This is a genomic window from Emticicia sp. C21 (assembly GCF_003418935.1).
GTDB lineage: Bacteria > Bacteroidota > Bacteroidia > Cytophagales > Spirosomataceae > Emticicia.
On record NZ_QVMT01000011.1, the window covers coordinates 1 to 20,167 of the forward strand.

At 37.5% G+C, this 20,167-nt stretch carries 18 protein-coding genes and 1 pseudogene; 14 read left to right on the forward strand and 5 right to left on the reverse strand.

Features of this window, described 5'->3' with window-relative positions; genetic code table 11:
• The coding region (locus D0T08_RS28255) for an IS3 family transposase (protein WP_409012931.1) at window positions 1-72 on the forward strand (72 nt) is incomplete at its 5' end.
• Window positions 73-165: 93 nt separating this feature from the next.
• Here D0T08_RS28255 and D0T08_RS28000 read toward each other — a convergent pair.
• The coding region (locus D0T08_RS28000) for a hypothetical protein (protein ID WP_229239018.1) at window positions 166-351 on the reverse strand (186 nt) is incomplete at its 5' end.
• A 576-nt stretch (window positions 352-927) separates the two neighbouring features.
• Between D0T08_RS28000 and D0T08_RS20975 the strand changes: the two genes are divergently transcribed.
• The 8 genes from D0T08_RS20975 (at window position 928) to D0T08_RS21015 (ending at window position 6,678) form a co-directional block, all read left to right on the forward strand.
• The gene (locus tag D0T08_RS20975) at window positions 928-2,265 is read left to right on the forward strand and encodes a serine hydrolase (RefSeq protein ID WP_158561324.1); all 1,338 of its coding nucleotides are present in this window, start codon (window positions 928-930) and stop codon (window positions 2,263-2,265) included.
• Between the two features lie 39 nt (window positions 2,266-2,304).
• Window positions 2,305-2,631: a potassium transporter KefB gene (locus tag D0T08_RS20980; RefSeq protein WP_116984653.1), complete on the forward strand. Its 327-nt coding sequence runs from the start codon at window positions 2,305-2,307 to the stop codon at window positions 2,629-2,631.
• 64 nt (window positions 2,632-2,695) lie between these two features.
• Window positions 2,696-2,902: a hypothetical protein gene (locus tag D0T08_RS20985; protein WP_116984654.1), complete on the forward strand. Its 207-nt coding sequence runs from the start codon at window positions 2,696-2,698 to the stop codon at window positions 2,900-2,902.
• Window positions 2,903-2,957: 55 nt separating this feature from the next.
• Window positions 2,958-3,296, forward strand: a complete 339-nt coding sequence (locus D0T08_RS20990; protein WP_116984655.1) for a potassium transporter KefB — start codon at window positions 2,958-2,960, stop codon at window positions 3,294-3,296.
• Window positions 3,297-3,934: 638 nt separating this feature from the next.
• On the forward strand, window positions 3,935-4,285 hold the full coding sequence (locus tag D0T08_RS21000; protein WP_116984657.1) for a helix-turn-helix transcriptional regulator: 351 nt from the start codon (window positions 3,935-3,937) through the stop codon (window positions 4,283-4,285).
• Entirely contained in the window at window positions 4,266-4,775 is a 510-nt protein-coding gene (locus D0T08_RS21005; RefSeq protein ID WP_116984658.1) for an SRPBCC domain-containing protein, read from the forward strand. Before D0T08_RS21000 ends, D0T08_RS21005 begins: the two co-directional genes overlap by 20 nt.
• Entirely contained in the window at window positions 4,772-5,341 is a 570-nt protein-coding gene (locus D0T08_RS21010; protein ID WP_116984659.1) for a dihydrofolate reductase family protein, read from the forward strand. Before D0T08_RS21005 ends, D0T08_RS21010 begins: the two co-directional genes overlap by 4 nt.
• Before the next feature lie 167 nt (window positions 5,342-5,508).
• Window positions 5,509-6,678 (forward strand): hypothetical protein, encoded by a 1,170-nt coding sequence (locus tag D0T08_RS21015; protein WP_116984660.1) that lies wholly within the window; start codon window positions 5,509-5,511, stop codon window positions 6,676-6,678.
• A gap of 19 nt (window positions 6,679-6,697) precedes the next feature.
• Here the strand turns inward: D0T08_RS21015 and D0T08_RS21020 are convergent, their stop codons facing one another.
• Window positions 6,698-7,246, reverse strand: coding sequence for a DNA-3-methyladenine glycosylase I (locus D0T08_RS21020; RefSeq protein ID WP_116984661.1), 549 nt, complete (start codon window positions 7,244-7,246; stop codon window positions 6,698-6,700).
• A 531-nt stretch (window positions 7,247-7,777) separates the two neighbouring features.
• Here D0T08_RS21020 and D0T08_RS21025 point away from each other — a divergent pair.
• Complete coding sequence (locus D0T08_RS21025) at window positions 7,778-9,859, forward strand: hypothetical protein (protein ID WP_116984662.1); 2,082 nt, start codon at window positions 7,778-7,780, stop codon at window positions 9,857-9,859.
• 531 nt (window positions 9,860-10,390) lie between these two features.
• A complete protein-coding gene (gene lepB, locus D0T08_RS21030; RefSeq protein ID WP_116984663.1) occupies window positions 10,391-11,551 on the forward strand; it encodes a signal peptidase I in 1,161 nt (386 codons plus the stop codon).
• Between the two features lie 162 nt (window positions 11,552-11,713).
• Here the strand turns inward: lepB and D0T08_RS21035 are convergent, their stop codons facing one another.
• The 3 genes from D0T08_RS21035 to D0T08_RS21045 all read right to left on the reverse strand — a co-directional run bounded on the left by D0T08_RS21035 (window position 11,714) and on the right by D0T08_RS21045 (window position 14,316).
• Window positions 11,714-12,898: an acetylxylan esterase gene (locus D0T08_RS21035; RefSeq protein WP_116984664.1), complete on the reverse strand. Its 1,185-nt coding sequence runs from the start codon at window positions 12,896-12,898 to the stop codon at window positions 11,714-11,716.
• A 58-nt stretch (window positions 12,899-12,956) separates the two neighbouring features.
• Window positions 12,957-13,475, reverse strand: a complete 519-nt coding sequence (locus D0T08_RS21040) for a hypothetical protein (RefSeq protein ID WP_116984665.1) — start codon at window positions 13,473-13,475, stop codon at window positions 12,957-12,959.
• Between the two features lie 145 nt (window positions 13,476-13,620).
• Window positions 13,621-14,316: an NrtR DNA-binding winged helix domain-containing protein gene (locus D0T08_RS21045; RefSeq protein WP_116984666.1), complete on the reverse strand. Its 696-nt coding sequence runs from the start codon at window positions 14,314-14,316 to the stop codon at window positions 13,621-13,623.
• A gap of 120 nt (window positions 14,317-14,436) precedes the next feature.
• Here D0T08_RS21045 and D0T08_RS21050 point away from each other — a divergent pair.
• The 3 genes and pseudogenes from D0T08_RS21050 to D0T08_RS21060 all read left to right on the forward strand — a co-directional run bounded on the left by D0T08_RS21050 (window position 14,437) and on the right by D0T08_RS21060 (window position 20,148).
• Window positions 14,437-16,073 (forward strand): annotated as a pseudogene (locus D0T08_RS21050) (carboxylesterase/lipase family protein).
• Window positions 16,074-16,249: 176 nt separating this feature from the next.
• A complete protein-coding gene (locus D0T08_RS21055) occupies window positions 16,250-17,854 on the forward strand; it encodes a carboxylesterase/lipase family protein (RefSeq protein ID WP_116984667.1) in 1,605 nt (534 codons plus the stop codon).
• Between the two features lie 326 nt (window positions 17,855-18,180).
• Window positions 18,181-20,148 (forward strand): alpha/beta hydrolase domain-containing protein, encoded by a 1,968-nt coding sequence (locus D0T08_RS21060; RefSeq protein ID WP_116984668.1) that lies wholly within the window; start codon window positions 18,181-18,183, stop codon window positions 20,146-20,148.
• The last annotated feature ends 19 nt before the right edge of the window (window positions 20,149-20,167 follow it).

Genomic DNA, 20,167 nt, shown 5'->3' on the forward strand with positions numbered 1-20,167 from the left:
AAAGAAAGAATTAAACTTAATCTAAAAGGAATGAGCCCCATACAATACCGAGCGCATCATTCTAAAACTTAATAATAATTTTGTCCAAAATTTGGGGTGCAGTCCATTGATTGGTAACCTTTTGTGGTTCTATTTTATTACCTATACACTTCAAATCTACAATAACTATCGCTCTTTTAGAGCCGTATGGCAAAAGGTTTCCACCGTATTGGTCATCTTTTCCGGTTCACTTTTAGTGGCTACACGCGCCAAATACAGCGTAATCACTGCACTTTTAGAGCCGTCAGTCCAAAAGGTTCCCACTAGATTGGTAACCTTTTGTGGTTCTATTTTATTAGCTACACACTTCGANTAGCAAACAGGAATTATAAAGCTGCTCATTATAAATAGTTCTGTACCTGGTTAAGCCTATAATTGCGGTATTAATTTTCTTTTTCTCTTCGACCATTGCTATAATGTATTTTCCAAAACTTAGTGTCTCTTAAATTCCGGTTTTGGATTGTGATTTCAAAATACTCAGCCAGGTTTTTGGTATAATCAGACTGTTATACTTCTCGCTAACTTCCAGTATAGGAGGGCTTAAATGCTAAGCACTAATTACATGAGAAAACGGATATAGAATCTCTCGATACTCTGGTAAAGAGCCTTCTGAAAATCTCAATTTATGATTAAAAGGTATAGCAGAAAATTTTTTTATGATTTTGCTTTGAAGTACAAAGTACTTTTATTTAACTTTGAATCGCAAAGTACTTTTGTGGTGGCGAGGCAAGATTTAAGCAATCTGCCAAAGTGATAAAAAGGAAGTGGAAAATAGCAGAGCGTAGGGGAGTATAAGAATACATTGAGTAAAGTCCTCAGAATACTATGAAAAAGCATTACATAATTTTAATTGAAGTTCCTGTATTATCTATCCTCAATATCAAAACTATGAAAAAGCTATTTTTTACAATTTTACCCGCAATCCTGTCACTAAACTTTGTATTTGCCCAAACATTTGACAAAGCTAAGCTCAACCAGTTTTTTGACCGACTAGCAGAAAAGAACAAGGCAATGGGTAGTCTGGTCATTATCAAAAATGGAGAAGTGCAATACAGTCGGTCTATTGGTTATAGTGAGATTAATGGAACTAACAAGAGACCTTTGACAGAGGCAAACCGATTTAGAATCGGGTCAATCACAAAAATGTTTACTTCTGCTATCATTCTGCAATTGGTTGATGAGGGAAAGTTAAAGCTGACCGATACAATAGACCAATTTATTCCACAGATTCCGAACGCAAGTAAAATCACCATTAAGCAGATACTTGGACATCGTAGTGGTATCCCTAATGTAAGGCGTATTCAGAATTCCCAAGAAAATGTGAATACGACTCCGATAACGAGAGAAGAAATGCTCGACCTTATCGTTAAAGCTACGCCTGAGTTTGAACCTGATTCAAAGCATTCATATAGTAATTCCGGCTATCAGGTTTTAGGTTTTATTATCGAAAAGGTAACAGGTAAAAGCTATGAAGCAGCGCTCAACGAAAGAATTATCTCAAAGATAGGGCTAAAAAATACCTATCTGGCTACCGGAAAAATAGATGTAAATAAAAAAGAAGCACTTACCTATATGAATTTGGGTGGCGAGTGGAAACCAGTGCATGAAACACATCCAAGTATTCTTTACAGTGCAGGAGCCATTGTTTCAACACCGAGTGATATGGCTACATTCATTCAGGCGTTGTTCGATGGAAAGATTATTTCAAATGAAAGCCTTGAGCAGATGAAAATCATGCGAGAGGGTGAAGGCTTGGGAATGGAACCTTTCAACTTTGCAGGGAAGACCTTCTATGGACATGCAGGTGGCGCAGATAATTATGGCTCATGGCTGGCCTATTTGCCAGCGGAAAAACTGACAATTGCCTACACAACCAATGCAAAAGTTTATCCGGTTGCCAATATCATGAAAGGAATTACTGATATCTATTACAACAAACCCTATGAGATTCCTTCTTTTGAATCTGTAACAATAAGCCCAGAGGTGCTTGATAGTTATGTGGGCGTTTATGCAACCCCAGAGGCTCCGGTAAAATTTGTTATTACAAGAAACGGAGAGACACTTTTCTTTAAACCACCCGGAGAATCTGCCGCTGTTGCTCTCGAAGCCACCGCACAGAATAGGTTTCAGATAGAGGGAGCTGTGGTGGTTGAGTTTGACGCCGCAAAAAAACAAATGACCATAAAAAGGCGTGGCGGAGAAAGAGTTTTTACAAAAGAAAATTAACTTATTAAAGATTAAATCAGATATAAACTCAATACCATTATGACAGCAAAAAACAATTTAACAATGCAACACCTGGTCATTAAAAGAGCATTGATCGGCGCAGCTATTGGCCTAGTAGTAATATCATGTTTTATATTAAGTGTCAATAACCCAAAACCGGAATGGGGTCAATATTGGATGATAAGACCATTCATTGTTACTCCATTGGTGGTGGCACTGGCAGGTATATGTACTTCTTTTCTGGCTTCTCTAGGCAATAATGGAGGTATAAAAAGGATAATAGCCTACACTTTAACCATATTGATATACTTCTTTAGCCTATGGTTTGGTATTGTCGCTGGTCTTGGCGGTACTTTATGGGATTAAATTTGAATATCAAATTGCATAAGATCATTTGAAGAATTTTTAAACTATCTCAGTAAATACAATTATGAAAAACTTTGCAGGTAAAATCATCGGGTTTGCCATTGGTATGGCTGGCTTTCTGTTCCTTTTTAAAATTTTGATACTCGATAAAACTTCACCATCAGACGAACTCGCTCCTGGAATGGTAATGATTATTGCAGTAATGAGCGGCGTGTTATTTGGGTTTGCGGGTAATATAATTCAGAATTATCTAAGAGAGAGTAAAGCATAATTTTTTAATAGAATATTGAATAGAATAAATTAGAATAGTAAAACATTGTACAACTATGACAGCGAAAAACAATTTAACAACACAGGGTTTCAATACCTCTTTATTCATCAAGCGAGTGCTTATTGGTACAGCCATTGGCCTAGCCGTGATACTTTTTTTTGTATTGAGAGTAAGTCCTGATCATCCTGACTGGGGACAGTACTGGTTGATTCAGCCATTATTAGTTACACCATTGGCAGGCGCTACTGCGGGGATGTGTAACCATCTTCTTGATTTTTTGCGCATTCAAGGAAGTACCCAAAAGATAATTGCCAATATACTAGCCGTTTTAATATACATTGTTGGCCTTTGGATGGGGATTGTTTTAGGCTTGCATGGAACTATGTGGAATTAAGGTATTGCTGATATATGAATTTTTGGTGTAATTGCGAATAAGCTTCTTCTGTTAAGGAGAGGCTTTTTTATTGTAATCATGTGTGGCTATGTAAGTGGAGTATTTATTAAGCACCTGATTTATACTCTTTGATAAATCTTATATTCAATAAAGATTAAGGAAAGTATTACTATTATTTCAAGCAGAAAATAAGTGATTCCTAAACGGGTCAAGCTGGTATAAAAGTAGAAGAACAGACATAAAGTGAAATAACAATACAGTAGATTAACGAGAATAATAAATTTCAGATACGGTTTATAATTTCTCTTAATCAGCAAATAGCAAGTAAAAGAGTATAACATATACAGGCAGCCAAATACTCCTAAAAAGTAAACTACATTGATTAGAATACCAAAATACTCTTCAAATGGTGCTATAATGGTAAATAATACTAATGCCGTCAGAAATCCACCCAAGCTATCAATCAGAAAAATTTTTCTTGGTGTTTTTGATATATTATTAATGATTAAATTAAGCTTATTCTGCATTCAGGGAATGTTATATTCGAAGCGATATTAAACAAAATATATTTTTTATCAAAAAGACTTGTGCAAGTAAATGCTTGCTTATATATTTGCAAGCAAATACTTGCAAATTATATGGAATCGAGAAGAGATGTTTTTCAGGCTATTGCTGACCCCACACGCCGACAGATCATTGAAAAGTTGGTGCAGAAACCTTTAAATGTGAATGAAATAGCAGAGAACTTTGATGTTACCCGTCAGGCTGTTTCGTTGCACATTAAGATTTTATCAGAGTGCGGCCTGATTGTGATAAAAAAACAAGGCCGTGAACGCTATTGTGAAGTGAAAATTGATGAACTCAATCAGGTGGCTGAATGGGTAAACTTCTGTCGTCAATTCTGGAAAGAGCAATTCAGTTCATTAGATAAATATTTGACTCAAGTACAATCTTCAAAACCATCAGACCATGACAACACGCCCCAGTAATACCGACTTCGTTATCAGTTATGAGTTCAATGCTCCTAAAGAGCTGGTATTTAATGCGTTTAGTAAAGCGGAAGCGCTTAATGAATGGTGGGGACCCCTACAAACGAAAAATAGTGTAGTGAGTCTGGATTTCAGACCCGGAGGTATTTTTCATTTTAAAATGGAATCTCCAGGGACAACGAATTATGGCAGATTTATATTTGGTAGTATTCAACCTTATGATCTACTGGAATTTACCAATTCATTTGCCGACGAGCATGCCAATGTGGTGCCAGCGCCTTTTGATATTTCGATACCTGACCGCATCTTCTATCGTATAATTTTTTCTGAAACTAATGGCAAAACTACCATCACTATGACAGGGCAGCCAGTAGATGCGACACCGGAACAAGAAACAGGTTTTCATTCTATCAATGCTAGTATGCAAGAAGGCTTTGGTGCATCATTTAAGCAATTAACCACTTTTTTAAGCAAAATAGAAGAATCATGAGAAAGCTAAAATTACAAGTACAGATGTCGGTAGATGGTTTTGTATCTACCGGCCCAAATGATGAACAACAATGGGTGACCTGGGCATGGGAAGAAATCGGCCCGGACGTGCTGGCTCTTGCCGATTCGGCGGATACGATTCTTATTGGCCGTAAATTAGCCATTGATTATATTCCTTATTGGGAAAGCGTATATACTAATCCGGAAGATGCAATGTACGAAGTTTCTAAAAGAGTGGTCAATCATAAGAAAGTAGTCTTTACTAAAACTCTCGAAAAATCTGAATGGAATAATACAGAAATTGCTACAGGTGATTTAGTAGAAGAAGTAAACAAATTGAAAGCGCAAGAAGGCAAAGATATAATCGTGTACGGTGGCAGCTCATTTGCGGCTGCTTTGGTTCAGGCTGGATTAATTGATGAATTTTATTTATTCATTAATCCTGTTGCGCTTGGGCATGGTGATTCTATTTTTAGTAGCTTATCGGCCTTTAAGCAGTTACAATTGAAAGATACTACTGTTTACAATAGTGGTATAGTTTTGATGTGTTATGAATTGAAGTCCTAATGACTAAATATATTCTTTAGATAGCTACAACCGTGTTGGGTGCAGAATCAAAAACCTATAAATAAACCATTGAATAAGTAATATACCGTTAAATCAATCATTCTTTTGGTAGACAGTCCATAATACTGGGCTATCAATTATCTTTAGTGACAATTGATAGTTTTACCATGAGAACCCTATTCTTTTTGCTTATTTTATCAGGTTTTCTTAACGCCTGCAAGAAAAACGAAACTAAGCCGGAACCAATAAAACCGGATAAAGAAGACCAGGTAAATACAGTGTTTCTAAAAAGCATTGATACTACTTATTATGAGTTAAATGCAAAGGTAACTGTGCATTTAAAAACTGCAAAATTAGAATTAGCGACTGAAATAAACATAGATTGGGGTGATAACAAATTCCAAAACCTCTATCTTCAACCTCAGGAAGGATTCGTAAATAACCAGATGCTTGTTTTTGATCATCGTTATGAAAAAAACGGTGACTATAAAATTCAGTTCAGGGCAAAAAATAAAAATGTAAATGATTCTTTGTTTGTAGTAGTAGCTATAAAGAATCGTGTGCCTCCGCTCATAGCTAATTTTTCCTACGAATTATTAGGGGGAGGCAAAGTAAGGTTTAAGAATCTGTCAAATTTAAGTATCGGTAACTACTATTGGCGTGATGATAAGAGTTTAAACAAGTCTTATGCAAGTGACCCCGAATTCATCTATGACCAGAACGCAACTTACCATGTGGTTTTAAGTGCATTAGATGCCTTTGGCCAGTATAATGCCATAAGCAAGCAAATAGTTATCAATGATGCTCCCCCAAGAGAAATGGCATTTTTTAAGGGAACCATTCTGGGCGTTGCGCATGAATGGAATGAAAATCCTGATAATTGCAGACAATTACTTACAGAATCAGAGCCGGGCAAGGGTTATCTTATCAATACCCTTACAAATCAGGCTGATGGAAATTATCTGGCTATAAGTATAGCCCCTAAGTTCAGAGTATTGACGAACCCTTATTTTGACCCAATAGAGCGTTACAATAAATTTAAAGAGAACCTTGTGCCGGGACATAAATCTATAAGCCTGAATGGAGAAAATACATGGAATGTGGGTTTTACCATACGTTACAAAGATCAGGAACCTATCAAAAAAAATCTTACTGACGACCCGGCCTCAAGTCTTGAAATTCTGCAAGTAGAAGAAGTCATTCAACCTGTTTTATTTGAGAGTATTTACCCCAAATCATTCTGGGTTACATTCAGAATCAAAGCTGATTTTAAGGAGGCAGGTAAAGTAGATGGCATTCTTAAAATCAGATATCTGATTGGTAGATTTTTGGGATAAATTGATTTATAGGATATTCTCAAGCTTGGCTCCAAAGAGGCTTCTCCAATAAAATCTTCTCATGAATAGGGCAGGAGGCAGCATGTGCGCCGGGTAAATACCCAATACTCATCAAAAACTCATTCACAATTTCACCACCGGTAAAACGGAAAGTTTTCTTAAATAACTTTACCCATTCGTCTTTGGTACGCGGATGATTCGCCTCTAACCATTTCTCGAATGAGCCATGCGTTTGTTGTAGGGCCAAGATAGTTCTGGCATTTTCAATAGCGGCATTGATTTTCAGACGATTTCTGATAATTCCTCCATCAGCCATCAGTCTTTCACGGTCAGCTTCTGTATAATTGGCTACTATCTCTAAGTTAAAATTATCATAAGCTGTTCGGAAAGACTGCTCTTTACGGAGAATGGTCTCCCAACTCAAACCAGCCTGATTAATCTCCATAATCAATCTGCCAAAAAGTTCATTGTCATCATGAATCGGGAAACCGTAGTGATTATCGTGGTAATTTTTATGGAGTTCTTTCTGCGCACCATTCATGCGCTCAATCGCAAAGCAATAAGACATTGTGTAAGGTTTTGAAATGCAAATATAAACCTGATATGACAAAAAACACTACACAAAATGTACAGTTGTCAGCGATTTTTTGATGGTATATTTTATTTAGATTCATTTCTATTATTAGAATTTATATCGAATAAGAGAAACAACTTAGCTGCTTTTTTCTTTTTAATTTGATTTTAAAAATTGTGAATTGCACAAGCCAGATACATAACCAAGTCTCTCCAAGCATGGAGGTGTGAACGTATCTTTTCCTGGACAAATCTTAATATTTTTATTACTCTAATAGCATGTTCTACCGAAACATGCTGTTGAGATTGTTCCGTTTCGACGGTTCGACGGTTCGACGTTTCGACGTTTCGACGTTTCGATCTATTGTATTGCTTTTGCTGGTTACTTAAATCAAGATTTTTAGTTTTTTTAATAGGCTGATAAATGATAACATTTGCAGGATATAATTTTAAAACATATTCTTAATAAAACTTCAACAACTTTATGGAATTATGGTGTAGATTTACGATTTTAACTATTAATAAGATGCCAAAATACTTAGTGCTTTTTTTGATGTTTTTAAGCTCATGGGCTTATGCGCAAACTGAAATTAATTTATCTGATTTTAAGCAATCGAAAGATGTAAAAGCTACAATTCAACAAGAGGTATTGTCTGTGTCTTGGACTTCGGGCAAGGATGAAAAAGCAAAAATTGTGATTGATTTTGCAAAAGATAAACCTCTTATAAAAAGCCTTCAACTCATAAAATCGAATGTGGTTAAGGAACTCATGGCAGACCTGAACCCTGCTTTTCTTTTGACCGTTGGCAAAAGAGATTTAGTATCACAAAATGGATGGAACATTTTTTTTGATAAAACACATAAAAAGCCATTTCAGAGATTTGCAGTAGAAATGATTAAAAATGAAGCAACTGTTATTTCAGATGGTAACAGGACTATTGTAAAAATCGGGAAACTAAAGGCAGGCAATTTTTCGGGAAACCTTGAAATAACGCTTTATAACAATAGCCCATTGATGAACTTTGCAGCTGTAATGTCCACTGAAATGGATTCTACGGCTATTTTATATGATGCAGGATTATTGAATAAAGGAAAACTTTGGAAAAATATTTCGTGGCGAAACACTGCCGACCAGTTACAAGCCATATCACCTGCACGCAAAGACACTGTTACACCTTTGGCTGTCAAATACAGAACAATTGTTGGTAATAATGAGACTGGCAGTGTGGCTGTTTTCCCGGCACCACATCAATATTTTTATCCCCTGGACGAAGCATTCAATCTAAGCTTTACATGGTTTGGTCAGAATTATGCTAATTTATTTGCAGATTATGGTTTAGGGATTCGCCAGGATTTGAATGGTGATAATCGTTATGTACCTTGGTTTAATGCACCGCCAAAAACACAACAAAGACTTAATTTTTACTGCTTATTAAGTACCGAAACCGCAGAAAAGGCAATTGAAGAAGTTAAAAAATTCACTCATGGCGATAGGTACAAACCTCTGGCACATTATAAAACGATGTCGAGCCACTTCCATAATGAATATGTGATGAATAACATCATTCCCAAAAAGGAAGAAAAAGGAACGCCCGTTTTTGTAGATGTGTTCAAAAATACGGGAATAGACATTGTGCATTTGGGAGAGTTTCACTATACAGCACACCCCAAAGGACCTGACAGCTTACGTTTGAAAGAATTAAGAGCTTTGCATGATATGTGCAGTAGATTTTCTGACAAAAAATTCCTTTTGCTGCCAGGTGAAGAACCTAATGAGTTTTATGGAGGACATTGGTTGAGTTTTTTCCCAAAACCAGTCAATTGGATTATGGCAAGAAGTCCGGAAAAACCCTTTGTTACACAAGACCCTGTTTATGGAAAAGTATATCGTATTGCAAACAAGTCTGAAATGCTAAAACTCCTCGAATTGGAGAATGGCCTGGCCTGGACAGCCCACGCCCGTACAAAAGGTTCAACGGGCTATCCTGATAAATACAAAGAAGAAGATTTTTTTAAATCAGACCGCTTTATGGGAGCAGCCTGGAAAAACATTCCCGCCGATTTATCCACTCCAAAAATTGGTAAACGAGTATTAGACTTAATGGATGATATGGCTAATTGGGGCTTACGGAAGCACGTAATTGCCGAATCTGATATATTTACCATTCGTCATGAAAATGAAATGTATGCGCATTTAAACGTGAATTACCTACAAATGGAAACGCTACCACAGTATAAAGATGGTTGGCAACCCGTTTTAGATGCCATGCAAAACGGAAAATTCTTTGTTTCAACAGGAGAAGTACTGTTGCCCGAATTTACTGTAAATGGAAAAAGCAGTGGCGAAACAATTACCCTGAATGCTAAAAATGCCAATGCAGAAATTATTGTAAAAGGCGATTGGACTTTCCCTTTGAATTTTTTAGAAATCATAACGGGAGATGGCAAAAACGTGTTCAGAGAAAAAATAAATCTGAATTATACCTCAGCCTTCGGCAGCGAAACCTTTAAACTAAAAACAAACTTAAAAGGGAAAAAATGGATAAGGGTTGAGCTTTGGGATGTAGCCACCAACGGGGCTTTTTCGCAGCAGATTTGGATTGAGTAACCCAATTTTCTACTTGATATTTAGGCGATGAAGAAGTAATAAGATAATTTTACCTGATAAAATTTATATCGAATAAGCTAAATAGCTTAGCTGCTTTTTCTTTTTAGTTTGATTTTAAAATATCGCCTTTTGCTAAGGTCCGCCACCGCGATTGGTCTTTAAATAAATTAAAATAAACAATAACAAATCTGACCACTCAACAAATACACTATTCTTACGGGATTTATATTGACGCTGACAAACTTTACCTTCAATAGTGAAATGGATAAAATAACTCTCCCTACTTGATTGAATTCTTTGCATAGTGTTTCAAATTTCTAATTTGTTTAAGCCTGTATAGGCTGGGATGATTTAGTCATCTCCTTTTAAATCCTGGTATCTAAATCGTTTCATTTAGCAAAAACGAATACTTATGAAAGCCTTTAATATCTTATTCGATATAAATTCTATTCTTACAAAATAAATTTTCTCCCAGAACTAAACCATTTTAGAGCTAGTTTGTCAAAGGCTGACAATCTTATTTAAAAGCGAATGACCGACAAGACATCTACCTTAGAATCCCCAAAACCGCCTGTAAAGGCAATAAAAAAGAAATCACCTTTTCGAGAGTGGCTCGACTCAGTCGTTTTCGCCGTTGTAGCTGCCACACTTATCCGTTGGTTGCTATTTGAACCTTATACGATACCCAGTGGCTCTATGGAAAGCAGTTTGTTAACGGATGACTTTATTTTCGTAAGTAAATTTCATTATGGTACCCGAACACCGAAGACAATTTTGCAAGTACCTCTTACACACCAGAAAATCTGGTTTACGGAGATTCCTTCTTTTCTTGATTGGATTCAATTACCGCAATTCCGATTACCAGGCTTTACAAAACCAAAAAATGGCGATGTAATTGTTTTTAATTATCCGGGTTGCCCTGAGCGGCCGGATGAATTCGGGGGTTACGATAAATATCCTGTTGACCTCCGTACCAACTATATTAAGCGTTGTATTGGTATTCCCGGTGATGCTGTGGAAATGAGAGAAGGACAGACCTATGTAAATGGCAAAATATTTAATAATACTCCTGAAATGCAGATGGAGTATCAAGTAGAAACCAATACAACCGTAAACGACAAGGTTTTTTATAAATATGGAATTACCGAGTTTGCGCAGGCACTTAGCCCGGAAGGTCAAACAATTTATATCGTAAAAACCACTCCCAAAGGAATTGCGGATTTGAAAAGCTTGGATTTTGTGAAAAGCGCTAACCTTATTGTACAAGCTAAAGGAGACACCAGCAATGCAAATTACAATATTTTTCCATATAACTCTCGCCTGTTCCCATACAATCGTGACAATTTCGGGCCTATTATCGTACCGAAAAAAGGAGTTACGATTCAATTAGATGAAAAAAATATTGCCATGTATAAGGGTATCATTACCACTTTCGATGGGAACAATGATGCCAAGTACATCAACGGGCAGATTGTGCTTGATGGCAAGCCTATTACTTCTTATACTTTTAAGCAGAATTATTACTATATGGTGGGAGACAATCGCCATAGCTCAGACGACTCCCGTTTCTGGGGATTTGTGCCGGAAGACCATATTGTAGGTAAAGCAGTATTGGTCTGGATGTCATTGGATAGAAATGGCAGTTTCTTAAACAGAGTCCGCTGGGGACGTCTGTTGAGCCTTATCAAATAGGCTGAAACATTTAGCGGCTATAGTGTATTATCAAGGGTGTTTAAAAGTATCAATTCACTTTTAAACACCCTTGTTCGTTTTATTTCATATATTTACAGATAAAACTTCAAAGAGTATCAGAGCATATTTTCGAATAATTAGCTATTTACTTAAAAATATTCCTTAGCGCCCATAATAATGGAAATTGGCAAAACGGATAAAATTGCCCCAATCATAGGTTGTCATATTATGAATGCCTTCTCTATTGTGATACCCCATAACTGAATGAATGATAGGAGTGTTTGTAGGTGGTGGGGTAAGAGTCAGGCCTGATTTTTTACCATATAGAGCATACACCTTTTGCGATTCAATTAAAGAAAGGTAAGAGCCTTTAGGGTCAGCCCATAAATCTTCTGTGGCAGATGTGGTGTAAACAGGTCTTGGTGCCATCATTGAAATTAACATATGTTGGTCTACAGGTAAGGCATTTTCATTATCATTGAACCGCTTATAATTAGTATTAAACCAATGCGGAAAAGTAGTATTGATTCGCTTAATTGTCTCACCAAACTGCCTTCTGGCCAAAGCAGCACCGGTATTGCCTGAACAATTCGAAAAAACCATAGCAAAGCGTTGATCCTGTGCGCCTGCCCATAGCGCGGCTTTTCCACCACGTGAGTGACCTACAACACTCACTTTGCTGAAATCTATTGCCGCATCAGTTTTAAAATAATCCATAACCCTACTGGCGGCCCATGCCCATGCACCGATGGCTTTCATACCATTATCTGCCGTGACTTGGTTAGGATATAGCTGCAAAACACCATTCTGATAAGTATCCTTATTGTCTGGTGCTGCATCGCTTACATGAAAAGCCGCTATAGCATAGCCACTATCAATGGCCATTTCGGCAGGCCAGAATTCACTTTTCATCTTTCTGCTAGGGTCTGTATTTTCATTACCGCGGTTATTAATTAACAAGAAGACAGGCGAGCTTTTCTTATTAGCATTAGGTGTAAATAATATCAGATGAATAGCAACGGACTTCTTGGCTTTTTCTACAGTAATTGTTACTTCCTTTAGACGAGCCTTACCATCCATTGCATTAGGATTATCATTTACTGTCTTATAAGTAATGCGGTCATAGCTTTTGGGCATCTGACCATAAATATTTTCTTCAAATAAGGTTAATATTTCCGGTCTTCTTTTTTTCTCCCATTCTGCTGCCTTGCTAACTGTTTTGCCATCAAGGGTTTTTAATACCTCCGGTAAGGTATAGATTGGTACTTTTGTTTCATCATAATTTTGTCCATAGCCTTTTATTAATATAAAAAGCAAACTCAAACAAATCTTAAGTCTTCTAAACATGTATGGTTCTTGAAATATGTTTATTGAATTCTATTTAAACTCTATATATTAGCAAAGTTTACTTCGCCCAATCCGGCACAGGTGTTTTATCATTAAAGAGTTCATCAATATAATAATTTCTCCTGGCTGTTTTGTTACAGGTATTATCACCGTCAATAGGATAAATGCAAGGCTCATATGGCCCATTGTTTTGAATATGCATAATACTGACAGGGGCATTATTGGGCAATAAATCGTTCCGGTGCAACCTATTCAGAAAACAATGCCCTAGTTCATGAAAAGCCAGAGCTTCGCGATTCTGCTCAGGTACGGAATCCCAACAGATTGGATTAATCACAATCTCGCGTTGTCCTGATTTTTCTTTTACAAAATGCCCACAAATTTCAATACTTTCATTATCAAACTTCATAATAAGGTTTTCCAGCTTCACTGTAATATTTCGCTTTTGTGCTTCAGCTACAAATGATTTCAGATAAGGCTCTAGTTTGGGATCAATCTGATAAACAGTTGGAATTGCTTCCTTTTTGCTACACGAAAGGTTGACTAAAAGTAGGAGTATTAAAAGTTTATTCTGCATAAATTATATCTCTACTCAAAGGTAGATAGAAAAATCTAAGATGTTAAAAGAACTTGAAAATGAATGAAGCAGGAAGGGAAATGTAAATTGAACATAAAAGTCATGGTTTAAAAATACATTATCTTCCCATGCTATTCGCTAATCGTCACTTCTCCTTAAAACTATATAAATAAGGGGCCTTATGCGCTTTGCCCGAATATTGTTTATCATGGCGGTCAAGGATATTCAGACTCAGTATTTTACGTTGAAAAGTAGTGCGTCGGAGTTTTTCGCCTAAAATAGCTTCATAAACTTTTTGCAGTTCATTCATGGTAAACAGAGAAGGTAAGAGATTGACACTTACTAACTTCCTTTCAAGGTTATCACGCAAGGTTTGCAAGGCTTTTTCTACAATCTGATTATGATCTTGCATAAGCGGAGGCAATTTATCAAGCGAATACCAATCGCAAGAATCTGATAGTGCGTCAGGCTTCGGCACTACTTTCTCATAGTTTATCAAAGCATAATAAGCTACCGAAATAAATCTATCCAGCATCCAGTAGTTTTCAGGAACATGGTGCCCATTGGCCTCCAGAATTGTTTTCATGGCTCCGGCCTGATAACGGGAAACATCACCAAAGGTATAAAACTGTTCCAGATAAATATTGTCTAGCCCTGTTCTTTCCTTTAATCCTCTTCTTACAGCTGTATTCAAATCTTCATCTATCTTCACAAAGCCGCCGGGTAGGGCAAACAAACCGGTATTATGATATTTCATAATCAATATTTTGAGTTGGTTACCCGAAAAACCAAAAATGACCGAATCGTAGGCAATATGAGGTAAATATTTTCTTTCTTCCACTTGAATTGGTGTATTAATTTTTTCTGCAAATATAAATTTTTCAAAAATAAGTATGAATATTTCTAAAAACCAATTATTATTGTCACAAATTGAGACAATAACTAAATTTTATTAAAGAAAATGAAAAAAATATGCTATTTGATTAGCCTGTTTTTTGCGTGTAACATGATGGCACAGGCACAGAACAACAATGCATTTGCTGTACAAACCACTATCGAAAACGGTATAATTGAAGGGAATTACGACACTAAAACAGGTATTCAGACCTACTTTGGCGTACCATTTGCCAAGCCACCTGTAGGAAATTTAAGATGGAAAGCACCTCAGCCTGTTGAAAACTGGAAAGGTGTAAAAGAAACCAAAAAATTTTCTGCCAGACCCATGCAGACAGTCGTATTCGGTGATATGAACTCTCGCTCAAATGGCGTAAGTGAAGATTGCCTTTACCTGAATGTATGGACCCCTGCTAAACGCAATACGAAAGATTTGCCAGTATTGGTTTACTTCTTTGGTGGTGGTTTCGTAGCCGGAGATGCTTCTGAGCCTCGCTATGACGGCGAAGCAATGGCCAAAAAAGGAATTGTTGCTGTAACGGTAAACTATCGTTTAAACATCTTCGGTTTCTTTGCTCACCCAGAATTAAGTGCCGAAGCTCCTTATAAGGCATCAGGTAACTATGGTTTACTGGATCAGGCTGCTGCTTTGAAATGGGTACAGAAAAATATAGCCGCCTTTGGTGGAGATCCTAAAAAAGTAACTATTGCAGGTGAATCGGCTGGTTCTATTTCAGTAAGTGCGCAAATGGCATCTCCTTTGTCTAGAAATTTGATTGCAGGAGCCATTGGTGAAAGTGGTGCAGGTATTAACCCTACTTTAGCGCCGGTACCATTGGCTGAAGCTGAGAAAGTAGGTCTGATTTTGCTAAAAACGCAGGTTACCCTTCTTTAGCAAAACTAAGAGCTTTGAGTACGCGTGAAGTTTATGAGATTTACAATGAATCAAAAAGATTCGGTTTCCCTACAGTTATAGATGGATACTTCTATCCTAAAACTATTCCTCAAATCTTTAATGCTAAAGAACAAGCACAAGTTCCATTGCTATTAGGTTGGAACTCAGCTGAAATTCCAGGGGGGGCATTTATGTTTGGTCAGCCTTATAAAGATGAAGCCTATATTGCCCGTGTGAAAAAAGAATATCCGAATGATTCAGAAGAAGTATTGAAACTATATCCACACGGCTCAGAAAAAGAAATTGAGTTGTCTGCTACGGCATTGGCATCCGACCGTTTCATTGCCTATAGCACCTGGAAATGGTTTGATTTGCACCGCAACAACAGCTCTCAACCTGTGTATAGATATTTATACAGCAAGGTTCGTCCGCCTTTGGTTGATCAGACATTGGCATCAGGTTTAGCTGGTGGTACTGTTAAGAAAGATGGTAATACTCCTAAGGCACCAGAACCTGTGGGCGCACCTCATGCTTGTGAAATTGAGTACTGTATGGGTAACCTGCACTTGATTAAAGAGTACGCATGGACACCTGATGACTATAAAACCTCAGAGACTATGATGAACTATTTTGCTAATTTTATCAAAACCGGAAACCCAAATGGGGCTAAATTACCTGATTGGCCAGCAGCTAAAGCAGGTGACACAACCCCACCGGTGATGATATTAAATGCAGAATCAAAAGCCGAAAACGCCAAAGACGATGCCCGTTATCTGTTTTTGGACAAGGCTTATGGAAATAATAAGTAAAGAATTGAGTGATTTAGTGAATGAGCGATTGAGGGATTATTATTTACGGCGAACCTAGCCCATAAATTTAAATTACAATAATTCTCAAATCGACGAACTTCGTATGAATACGTTACAGTTCAGACAAACTATTCACTAAATCACTCATTCACTCAATCACTAAATAAAAACTATCAATGAAAAAAATCATTTTATCGCTTTTGGCATTTTGCTTTGTTGCAGGTGCTTCAGCACAATTACAAACCGGAGAAGACGTAGCCGTAACCAGCACCGATGCAGGTAAAGTACGTGGTTATATACATAATACTGTTTATACCTATAAGGGTATTCCATATGCAGAAGCTAAACGCTTTGAATCGCCACAAAAACCTAAGCCCTGGACTGGTGTGCGTAGCTCCCTGACTTACGGCCCTGTTGCTCCATTAATGACACCAACTACTACTGTTCAGGATGAATCAGAATTCGTTTTTCATCATGACTGGGGCTATACCAGTGAAGACTGTATGCGCCTGAATGTCTGGACACCTGGTATCAACGATGGCAAGAAACGTCCTGTATTATTCTGGATTCATGGTGGTGGTTTCACTGCTGGTTCATCGCAGGAGTTACCATCTTATGATGGCGAAAACCTGGCGAAAAAAGGTGATGTGGTAGTAGTATCTATAAACCACCGTCTGAATATACTCGGTTATTTGGATTTATCTGCTTATGGCGATAAATACAAGCAATCGGCTAACCTGAGTATTGTTGATATGGTAGCAGCCTTAGAATGGGTAAAAACTAATATTGCCAATTTCGGAGGTGATGCTAACAACGTAACAATCTTTGGTCAGTCAGGTGGAGGGGCTAAAGTAAATACTTTAATGGCTACTCCTTCTGCTAAAGGATTATTCCACAAAGCCGTTAACCAGAGCGGTGCTTTCCGTACTACACTTCTGGAGAAATCAGATACTCAATTGGTTGGTGCAGAAGTACTAAAAGCTTTGAACATTGAGCCAGGCCAGATTGATAATATACAGAAAGTGCCTTATGCTGATTTGGTTGCTGCAGGTAACAAAGCTTTAAAGATTGTAGGAGACAAATTGAAAGCTGAAGGCAAAAACTTAGGTGCGTTTGGCGGATTAAGCTGGGGGCCAAGCCATGATGGTGAGTTCTTGCCTTATCAGTTTACTGACGCTAAAGCAGTAGAACTATCTAAAAATATTCCATTGCTGATTGGTACTGTGAAAAACGAATTTATGGCTTCACTATTCAGTGGCATGTCAAACGCCAGCGCTGAAAAGGTAAATGACTTTTTGAAAAACAGATATAAAGATAAAACAGATGCCTATGTTGCCGCGGCAAAGAAAGCATTTCCGAATGATACCAAACCATCTGATTTGATGGACATCGATTTAATGTTCCGTCCGGGTGCTGTTACACAGGCTAAAGCTAAATCTACAGCAGGAGGTGCACCGGTTTATATGTACTTATTCTCATGGCAATCACCAGTATTAGGTGGCAAATACAAAGCTTTACACTGTATGGAGATTCCTTTTGTATTCAATAACATTGCCCGTTGTGAAGAAATGACAGGAGGTGGAAAAGAGGCGTATGCTTTAGCTGATAAAATGAGCCAATCATGGATAAACTTCGCTAAAACAGGCAACCCTAATGCCAATGGTTTACCTAAATGGGAGCCATATACAGCAGAAAAAGGTGCTACGATGTTTTTCGATAATACCAGTACCATCCGCTATCACCACGATAAAGAATTATTAGAGGTAGTAGCGCAGCAGTAAGAGTTTAGTGATTGAGTGAATGAGCGATTTAGTGATTAGAATTGATTTTATTATGTATTTGTGAGATCTGAATAAAAATAAGCGCTGTTAGTATTCTTAAAAGTAATCACCGCAGCGGCGGCCGCTCAATCGCTAACTCACTCATTCACTCAATAAATTTCGTTTCATACGCTTGGTTGATTAAATATATTTGATGGTGATTCTGTCAAATATTATTTTGGTTGATTATATTCAGCAGTATATTCGCTGATTCATTCTTAAATAACTCTCTGCTAGTTTATAGTCAGAGAGTTATTTGTTAAAATTAAAACTCCGTACCCTTACTCATGAAGAAAACTCTATTTCTACTATTGGTATTCCTTTGTACAATTGCCAGTGAAGCAAAGATTATCAGGATCGTGATTGATAAGACCGAGGTCTATGCCGATGGTAAACAGTTTGGCAATGTCGGACAATATCAACGACTAACAGGTAGAGCCTTTGGTGAAGTAAGCCCAACAGATATTCACAATACAATCATACAGGATATTGCTCTAGCGCCAAGAAATGAGAGAGGGATGGTAGAGTACGAAATGGAATTTGTTTTACTGAAACCTCTTGATTTAAACAAAAGTAACCATCTATTGTATTATAGTGTACCCAATCGCGGCAATATTGGTGGTGCTGATACCACCTTATTGAAAAGAGGATATATTTATCTGTGGAGCAGCTGGCAAGGAGATATTATCGGAGATGGCAAGATTAAAATCAAAGTTCCGGTAGCCACCGAAAATGGTAAAGATATTATCGGAAAACTCCATGCCGAATTGGTAGTAAATGAGAATACTCCTACACAAAACTTGAGTGGCGGGGCATTCAGCGCGCAATTCCACAAAGCCTACGAAACAGTTTCTTTAGATAATTCTACAGCCACACTAACCAAACGCATTCATGCCTCTGATGAACCCATCAAAGTCCCTGATTCAGATTGGGCTTTTTCTGATTGTACCACAGAGGCATTTCCTGGTAAACCCAGTACTACCCAGATCTCTGTAAAAGGAGGTTTCGACCCTGATTATATTTATGAATTAGATTATACAGCTAAAAATCCTTTGGTATTAGGTTTAGGATTCGCTGCTACCAGAGATATTATTTCATTTTTCAGATATGCAAAGCAAACTGATAACCCAATAGCTAATCAAATTAAAGCATCGATTGCGGTGGGTGTCTCTCAATGTGGTAATTTCCTGCGTACTTTTCTCCATTTAGGGTTTAATGCCGACGAAGACAATAAACCTGTTTTTGAAGGGATAAACGCACATATCGGTGCAAGAAAAATTACTTTGAACGTACGTTTTGGCCGTCCTGGAGGAGGAGGTATGCAACACGAAGAGTTGGTTTTTCCGGGTAATGAACCACCATTTACATGGCAGAGCACTCTAGACCCTCTTTCAGGAATTGAGGGTGGGATTTTGGATGCTTGTCAGAAGCAGGGTTTCATGCCTAAAATTATGCATACATTAAGCTCCACTGAATACTGGCAGTCGCGCATGTCGCTCCGTACAACTGATGTTTATGGTACAAAAGATTTGGAAATACCGGATAATGTAAGAATCTATCTATTTTCAAGTACGCAACATTGGCCTGCTTTTAGCTCAAATATTAATAGAATGACGGGTTTCTCATCAAACTCAAATTCTTATTTAGACTCGTGGCGAGCTTTACAGATTGCTTTAGAGCAATGGGTATTAGAGGGCAAGAAACCACCTAAAAGTATTTATCCGACTATTAAAGATAAAACTTTAGTTAAATCAACTGAAATAGGCTGGCAAATCATGTTTAATGTGCCTTTCAGAGGTTTAGTCAATGGCTTGGAGGTGAGAGACTTCGGACCTCAATTTGATGAGAAAATGATGACAGGTATTATCAGCGAAAATCCTGTACTTAAAAAAGATAAACAGTATACTGTTTTAGTGCCTAAAGTTGATGCTGATAATAACGAAATGGGGGGATTATCCACACTTAGTTTGCGAGTTCCTCTGGGTACATATACCGGTTGGAGCCTACGCAAAGCAGGATATGGTGAGGGAGATTTAGCTGTTTTAGAGGGAATGTACATCCCATTTGCTAAAACCAGAGCTGAAAGATTAGTCAATAGTGATACGCGTTTATCATTAGAAGAACGTTATGAGACCCAAGCCAACTATGTAAAAAAGGTAAAGAAAGCAGCTAAAAAGATGGTAAAGCAAGGCCTGATGCTGCCAGAAGATGCCAACAGAGAAATTAAGAAAGCGGAGGAATTGAAGTTGCTTTGAGAAAGCCAGATTTGAATAA

Excerpts from the sequence above, each read along its gene's own strand:
- D0T08_RS20975 (WP_158561324.1), top strand. The coding sequence starts at position 928 with ATGAAAAAGCTATTTTTTACAATTTTACCCGCAATCCTGTCACTAAAC.
- D0T08_RS20980 (WP_116984653.1), top strand. The coding sequence starts at position 2,305 with ATGACAGCAAAAAACAATTTAACAATGCAACACCTGGTCATTAAAAGA.
- D0T08_RS20985 (WP_116984654.1), top strand. The coding sequence starts at position 2,696 with ATGAAAAACTTTGCAGGTAAAATCATCGGGTTTGCCATTGGTATGGCT.
- D0T08_RS20990 (WP_116984655.1), top strand. The coding sequence starts at position 2,958 with ATGACAGCGAAAAACAATTTAACAACACAGGGTTTCAATACCTCTTTA.
- D0T08_RS21000 (WP_116984657.1), top strand. The coding sequence starts at position 3,935 with ATGGAATCGAGAAGAGATGTTTTTCAGGCTATTGCTGACCCCACACGC.
- D0T08_RS21005 (WP_116984658.1), top strand. The coding sequence starts at position 4,266 with ATGACAACACGCCCCAGTAATACCGACTTCGTTATCAGTTATGAGTTC.
- D0T08_RS21010 (WP_116984659.1), top strand. The coding sequence starts at position 4,772 with ATGAGAAAGCTAAAATTACAAGTACAGATGTCGGTAGATGGTTTTGTA.
- D0T08_RS21015 (WP_116984660.1), top strand. The coding sequence starts at position 5,509 with ATGAGAACCCTATTCTTTTTGCTTATTTTATCAGGTTTTCTTAACGCC.
- D0T08_RS21020 (WP_116984661.1), bottom strand. The coding sequence starts at position 7,246 with ATGTCTTATTGCTTTGCGATTGAGCGCATGAATGGTGCGCAGAAAGAA.
- D0T08_RS21025 (WP_116984662.1), top strand. The coding sequence starts at position 7,778 with ATGCCAAAATACTTAGTGCTTTTTTTGATGTTTTTAAGCTCATGGGCT.
- lepB (WP_116984663.1), top strand. The coding sequence starts at position 10,391 with ATGACCGACAAGACATCTACCTTAGAATCCCCAAAACCGCCTGTAAAG.
- D0T08_RS21035 (WP_116984664.1), bottom strand. The coding sequence starts at position 12,898 with ATGTTTAGAAGACTTAAGATTTGTTTGAGTTTGCTTTTTATATTAATA.
- D0T08_RS21040 (WP_116984665.1), bottom strand. The coding sequence starts at position 13,475 with ATGCAGAATAAACTTTTAATACTCCTACTTTTAGTCAACCTTTCGTGT.
- D0T08_RS21055 (WP_116984667.1), top strand. The coding sequence starts at position 16,250 with ATGAAAAAAATCATTTTATCGCTTTTGGCATTTTGCTTTGTTGCAGGT.
- D0T08_RS21060 (WP_116984668.1), top strand. The coding sequence starts at position 18,181 with ATGAAGAAAACTCTATTTCTACTATTGGTATTCCTTTGTACAATTGCC.